6 protein-coding genes are annotated in these 6,512 nt (G+C 47.7%); 2 read left to right on the forward strand and 4 right to left on the reverse strand.

Annotation, left to right across the window (positions count from 1 at the left end; translation table 11 throughout):
- Positions 1-3 precede the first annotated feature (3 nt).
- The 3 genes from DWX26_RS04450 to DWX26_RS04460 form a co-directional block, all read right to left on the reverse strand.
- Positions 4-1,389 (reverse strand): MATE family efflux transporter, encoded by a 1,386-nt coding sequence (locus DWX26_RS04450; protein WP_118600931.1) that lies wholly within the window; start codon positions 1,387-1,389, stop codon positions 4-6.
- A 128-nt stretch (positions 1,390-1,517) separates the two neighbouring features.
- Complete coding sequence (locus tag DWX26_RS04455; protein ID WP_117508956.1) at positions 1,518-1,997, reverse strand: DUF6465 family protein; 480 nt, start codon at positions 1,995-1,997, stop codon at positions 1,518-1,520.
- Positions 1,998-2,082: 85 nt separating this feature from the next.
- Positions 2,083-3,285 carry an iron-containing alcohol dehydrogenase gene (locus tag DWX26_RS04460; RefSeq protein WP_117508955.1) on the reverse strand — a complete coding sequence of 401 codons (1,203 nt, stop codon included), beginning with the start codon at positions 3,283-3,285 and terminating at the stop codon, positions 2,083-2,085.
- Positions 3,286-3,501: 216 nt separating this feature from the next.
- Here DWX26_RS04460 and DWX26_RS04465 point away from each other — a divergent pair, with 216 nt between their 5' ends.
- Both DWX26_RS04465 and DWX26_RS04470 read left to right on the forward strand, forming a co-directional pair.
- Positions 3,502-4,503: a DnaJ C-terminal domain-containing protein gene (locus DWX26_RS04465; RefSeq protein WP_118600988.1), complete on the forward strand. Its 1,002-nt coding sequence runs from the start codon at positions 3,502-3,504 to the stop codon at positions 4,501-4,503.
- 230 nt (positions 4,504-4,733) lie between these two features.
- Entirely contained in the window at positions 4,734-5,321 is a 588-nt protein-coding gene (locus DWX26_RS04470) for a 50S ribosomal protein L25 (RefSeq protein ID WP_118600932.1), read from the forward strand.
- A 236-nt stretch (positions 5,322-5,557) separates the two neighbouring features.
- On the opposite strand, the gene DWX26_RS04475 is transcribed toward DWX26_RS04470, so the two are convergent.
- On the reverse strand, positions 5,558-6,512 hold a 955-nt coding region (locus DWX26_RS04475), incomplete at its 5' end, for a tyrosine-type recombinase/integrase (RefSeq protein WP_243030526.1).

Here is a 6,512-nt window from a genome sequence, read left to right on the forward strand (position 1 = left end):
TTTTTATGCTTTTTTTGTGTGCATCAGCCGTACCGCCTCTTCCCGCTGTTTCAGAATCTTCTGAATCGAAGTCCAGTAAACAATCATTGAGACAACCGGCCCGATCAGGTCGGAAATAGGTTCCACGTAGAAGATGTTTTCCAGTGCAAAGAACCGCGGCAGAAGAAACAGAGCGGTAAAGTAGACGAATTTCCGGAAGAAGGAGAGTGCAAACGAATAGCGCACGCAGCCCATTGCAGTAAAGCCGTCTACAATCTCGTACTGAATGCCGAGCGGAATGACTGAGAGTGTCGAAATATGAATCGCGCGGACCACCATCGAGACGATCTGCGGATCGGAAGTAAAAAGCTGCGCAAACAGTGTTCCGGCGGCATTGGAGACGAGGAACATCAAGGTCGTAAATCCGGCACAGAGTGCGATGATGGTTTTCTGTGCCTCAAGAATACGCCTGGAATTTCCAGCTCCATAATTGTATGCGAGGATTGACTGCGTTCCGCCGCTGATTCCGCCGAGCGGTATCGTAATAATCAGCATAAAGCTCTGAACGATCGTTGCACAGGTGATGAAGCTGTCTCCCTGTCCGGCGGGTGCATATTGCTGCAGGACGGCGTTCATCGCAATGATCATCACATTGTCGATGGCAATGATTAGAAACGGAGTAAAACCGACTGTCAGAATGCGTTTCATGATTGCAAATGAATACCCGCCGAAGGTGATGCGGATCGGAATCGTCTTTCCGAACAGAATATGCAGCATATACAGACAGCTTGCGATCTGGGAGAGCACGGTTGCAATTGCCGCGCCGCGCACGCCGAGATGCAGAACGAAGATAAACACAGGGTCCAGCAGCAGATTCAGGACGGCGCCTAGCAGAACAGATTTCATTCCCTCACTGGCAAAGCCCTGGCAGATCACAAACTGGTTCAGGCCGGTCGATAAAAGCGCAAACACAGAGCCGGAAACGTAGATCATAAAATAGGCTCTGGCGTAAGGATACGTAACGGTGCTGGCTCCGAATGCCATCAGCATCGGGCGGGTAAAAAAAAGCGCAGCGGCTGTCAGAACGAGGGACAGGGAAACAAGCATCAGAAACGCATTAGCCAGGATGCGGGATGCCTCTTTTTCATTTTTCTCTCCGAGCCGGATGCCGAGCAGCGGTGCGCCGCCGACCCCGATGAGGGAGGAGAACGCGCCGATCATGGTGAGAATGGGACCGCAGACGCCGACACCAGCGAGCGCCAGATCACCGACAGAGGCAATGTGGCCGATGTACATACGGTCTACAATGCTGTACAGAACACTCACGAACTGTGCCAGCATGCTCGGAAAAGCAATACGGGGAACCAGCTTTCCGATCGGGTCGGTTCCGAGATGGTTTACAGTTTTCATAGAAAAATACCTTGTCGTTTTTTGGTTTGGGAACAGACAGCAAAAAACATGCCCGAAACAAAATCCGGAAGACTTTGTTTCGGACATGCCGCTTTTGGTCTGTTCTGATAGATCAGCTGACAGAAAAATTATTCAGCAAGAGTGGTCAGATCTACTTTGAAATCGTCAGATCCCTGTCCGTCTACGGTGTAGTAAGCGGCTCTCTGCTCTGCGTTCAGGTAGATTTTGATCTCGCCTTTTAATCCGTTTGCTTTTACTTCTTTTTTGATGACTGCTTCGAGGTCTTTCATAGATACTTTTGTCTCGAAGATCTCAAGAACGGTATCAGATACTTTTGTCATTTTACGTGGGGTTTTGGTTGCTTCTGCCATGGTTTCCGTGTTCTCCTTTTTTACTGTTTTTTTAACGGTTTCTTTTTTGGTTGCTTTTTTCGGCTCTTTTGCAGCTTCTGCTTTTCCTTCTGCTGCTTCTGTATGTAAGGTTTTTTCAGTCGTTGGTTTTACTTCTTTTGCCGGTGCCGCTGTCTTTACAACGGTTTCCGCTGTTTTTGCAGCTTCTGCAGCCTGCTGTTTCGCTTTGGCCATTTTTTTCATGGTTCTTTTATTCATTTTATTCACTCCTCTATGCGATATCTCTAATAAATTACCATGTTTTTTGCGTTCTGTCAAATTTAAATTCGAGAAAACAGCGGCTTTAGGATTGTACACGGCGGAGCACAGAAAAGATTTTTTCAGAATCCCAGATCTGCGGAACAGGGTAGGTGGGATTTGCTTCTTTTAAAGCACGGCGTGCTATTTCTGTGTAATCATTCGGCGAAAGGTGCGGCAGAGTGGATGGGATGTCAAACGAATCGCGCATAGCCTCGATAGCTGCAATCATCCGCTCAGCCTTTTCAGAAACGGTATCTCCGCCGAGAGAAAGCGCATCGGCGAGAACGGCAAGTTTAGGCGCAATGCAGGAACCGTATTCGCGCAGAACAGCAGGCAGCAGAACCGCGTTGGCTCTTCCGTGCGGAATGTGGTACAGTGCACCGACGGCGTGAGCGATGGCATGGACGTAGCCGACAAAGTTGTTGGTAAAAGCGAAACCGGCCAGATACGATGCATGAAGCATTTCCTGCCGTGCGGCAAGACGGGAGCCGTCACGCCAGGCTTCGGGCAGGGCATGGAAATTTTCGCAGACTGCCTCGATGGAGGCATTCTGCACGCTGCGGGAGGCGAAGAGGTTCAGAAAAGCTTCCATGGCATGGGTCAGGGCATCCATACCGGTATCTGCGGTCATAGAGGACGGGAGGCTGATTGTAAGACGCGGATCGAGAACTGCCGTATCCGGGATCAGACAGAGGTCATTGACGGCGTATTTGTATGGTTTCCCGTCGATACAGTCTGTGATGACAGCTGCCGCCGTTGCCTCCGAACCGGTTCCGGCTGTCGTCGGCACGGCAAACAGCGGCGGAAGTTTCCGACGGATTTTCAGGAGGCCCCGCATCGCAGGAACCGTCTTTTTCGGACAGCAGACGCGGGCACCGATCAGCTTTGCTGCATCAAGAACGGATCCGCCGCCGATGGCGAGGATAGCCTGCGCCTGAATCTGCTGATAAAGACGGAAACCCTGTTCCACGCTCTCAATCTGCGGATCCGGGGCGATTTCGGAGAAAATGGTGACGGAAATGTTTTCTTTTTTACAGCCGTCCAGCAGAGACGTCAGTGTTCCGCGGCGGACAAAGCCGGGGGTAGTCACCAGGAGAATCCGGGAGATCCGGCGTTTCCGGAATAACGTGGGGAGCAGCAGAACGGCATCCGGTGCTGCAAGGAGTGTCTGTTTCTTATGCTCTGTCAGATGAAGAACGCGGCTCAACACCCACTGCCGGGTGCGGAACCAGAAAATGGAATGCATCAATCAAGTACCTCCATAAAAAATCGTGAGAATCGTATATCTCTTATTGTAACAGTGCACGGCAGGTTTTTCAATTCGTATAGGAATTTTGAATCTTCCGTGAAAAGAATTGACAGTGCGGAAAATGCGTGTTATAGTACAAATAGAACAGACAAAAAGAGCCAGGAATTGTTCGCCTGGGAAATCAGGAAAAGGCTTGACTGGAGGTGCCTGATGATGGAAACAAAAAGAGATTATTATGAAGTATTAGGCGTCAGCCGGAATGCAGACGAGAAAGAAATCAAGCGTGCATACCGGAAACTGGCGAAAAAATATCATCCCGATACGAATGCGGGAAACCCGGATGCGGAAAAGAAATTTAAGGAAGTGACAGAAGCGTATTCTGTCTTAAGCGATCCGGAAAAGAAGAAAATGTACGATCAGTTCGGATTCGCGGCGTTCGACCAGGGAGCCAGCGCGTACAGCCAGCAGGGCGGTGGAAATCCGTACGGCAGTGCGTATGGAAACCCGTTCGGCGGAAGCGGAAACAACGGCGGCTATCACGAATTTCACTTTGAAGGAAACGCGGACGATATGTTCGGCGATTTCTTTGATCAGATGTTTCATGGCAAAAGCCGTGGATTCGGAAGCGAGCGGTATACGCGTTCGGGAAGCAGCAGACATCCGTTTGAGGATGCATTTTCCGGCCGCGGTACGGCAGAGGATCTCGATCTGCACGCTGAGGTTTCGATCCGCCTGGAGGAAGCGGCATCGGGCTGTGAAAAACAGATTACCCTGCGGAACCCGGATGGAACGACCAATACGCTGCTGGTTAAAATCCCGGCCGGTATCGAGAGCGGAAAGAGCATCCGTCTGCGCGGCAAAGGCCATACAGGATCAAACGGCCGCCGCGGCGATCTGATTTTGAAGGTCAATGTAGAAGAAAAGAAAGGCTTTGAACGGCGCGGAATGGACATCTACACGACGATTCAGATTCCATACACAACGGCAGTCTTTGGCGGTGAAGCGCGTGTCTCGACACTGTACGGAGATGTGGTCTGCAAAATCAAGGAAGGAACACAGTCCGGCAGTAAGCTCCGTCTGCGCGGCAAGGGCATGGTATCGATGAAAGATGCGAACGTGCACGGTGATCATTATGCGACGATTGAGATTGCTGTACCGCGCAGTCTGAACCGCACAGCACGCCAGAAACTGATGGAATATAAGGAAGCGTGCTGAAAATGTGAAGAAACTGTGAAATCGGAAAATCCGGGTTGACAAATCGTGTTTGTGGTATTATATTACATCTAGAACAAAGAAAAGGAATCAACAAGAAACCAATTCTTCCTTGCATGTTCCCAAACATCCTGTTCCAAGAAACTTATTCATAGCCACAAGGCAAAGCAAACTTAACACCCTTCACAAGATAAGAAGCCTGCTAAGAATCAGATTTTTGGAGGAAAAGGTAAATGAATACTTTAAAAGCTGAAAAGAGAAGTTTGGATGTAAAAGCAAAAAGACTTAGAAGAGAAGGATACGTTGTCGGCAATGTATTCGGCAGAGAGATGAAAGAATCCATTCCAGTTAAGATGGTAAAAAGAGATATCGAGAAACTGCTGAAGACAGACCACAAAGGCAGCCAGATTATGCTGGATGTCGACGGAACCGCATACGATGTCCTGATCAAAAATGTTGATTATAACCCGGTAGCCGGACAGATCGATTCGATCGAGTTCCAGGCACTGGTCAGCAACGAGAAAGTTCATTCCGTTGCAGAGATTGTCCTTGTAAACCATGAAAAGATCGCAGAAGGCGTTCTGCAGGAGGATCTGAACGAGGTTGCCTACATGGCATACCCGGCATCCCTGGTCGATCAGGTAATGGTCGATGTCGGAGAGATGAAGATCGGTGATGTCATCCGCGTCAAAGATCTGTCCTTGGCCGCTGACCCGGATATCACCATAAAGACCAATCCGGAATCCATTGTCGTAAGTCTGATGGCTTCCCACAACGTAGAAGCATCGGCAGAAGATACCGAAGAAGCAGAAGAGAAATAAACAGAATAAGCACATACAAAGAAATCCGAAGGCGTCAAAAACCTTCGGATTTTTTATCTGTAAAAACTTACTAAATTTCTGATTATCTTTTCATAAGTTGGTAAATGCCGATATATCCCGTATTTTAGGGCTTTATCGGTATTTTCTTTTTGGAAGATACCTTGCATAAGCTGGCATTTACCAGCATGAAAATGCAACCAAAAGTAGTAAATGAGTAGTAAATATAAGCTCCGATATTAACAAGCCAGTCTTTCCAGTTCTTCTTTTGCAGATTGAAATGTACCGTGTGCGTAATAACCAAGTGTCATAGTTATGTTAGCGTGTCCCATGAGATATTGCAGGGTGTTTGGGTTCATTCCTCTATTTGCCATATTCGTACAATAAGTATGTCTGAATGAATGTGGTGTGATGTTCGGTAACTTATCCGTGTGATACTTGTTATACTTTTTAATTAGTCCTCGCACCATGCCCTCATAGTTTCCTGCAACTTTAGGCAAGCCCTCACGGTTTAAGAATAGAAAATTGCTGTAACCACCTACAATCAGCGGTTGTGCTTTTCCTCTGTTCTTTAGTATTCTTTGGATTGCTTGATAAGCCCGTTCTGTCAATGGAAGTTCCCGTTTTCCGTTTTTGGTCTTTGGTGTTTCAATATAGTAGCCCATTTCGCTATCTTTCAATAGCTGGTGGTCTATATTGAGTATTCTGTTCTGCATATCAATATGCGTCGTCAATCCGCAAAATTCAGAAATACGAAGTCCCGTTTCCAGCAGAAGCACAACCTCATCATAATACTTGCTGTAAATCTTATCCTTTTCCATAAAGGCAAGCAGGCGTTCTTCCTGCTCTGGTGTAAGGATAACTTTCTGCTCCGTATCATCTTCCAGAACATCACTTAGCTTAAAGTCAAATGGGTTCTTTCTGATACAGTCGTCTTGTATCGCCATGTAAAATGAAGCTTTCAAGGAACGCTTATAGTTATCAATCGTTTTATAGGAATATCCTTTTTCACTCATTCTGATAGCCCATTCTTTAGCGTCCGACTGCTTAACAGTATCAATCGCCCTCATACCCAATGGGTCATTTTTCAGAGCGTTCATAAGATACTGTCGTCCTTTTTCAGTAGCCCTCTTGATGTTCTTTCTTTGGCTGTTCTTCTTGTCGTAGAGCTGGCAGACTGTCATTTTACCGCCT

Source organism: Blautia sp. AF19-1 (assembly GCF_003479155.1).
Lineage (GTDB): Bacteria > Bacillota > Clostridia > Lachnospirales > Lachnospiraceae > Fusicatenibacter > Fusicatenibacter saccharivorans.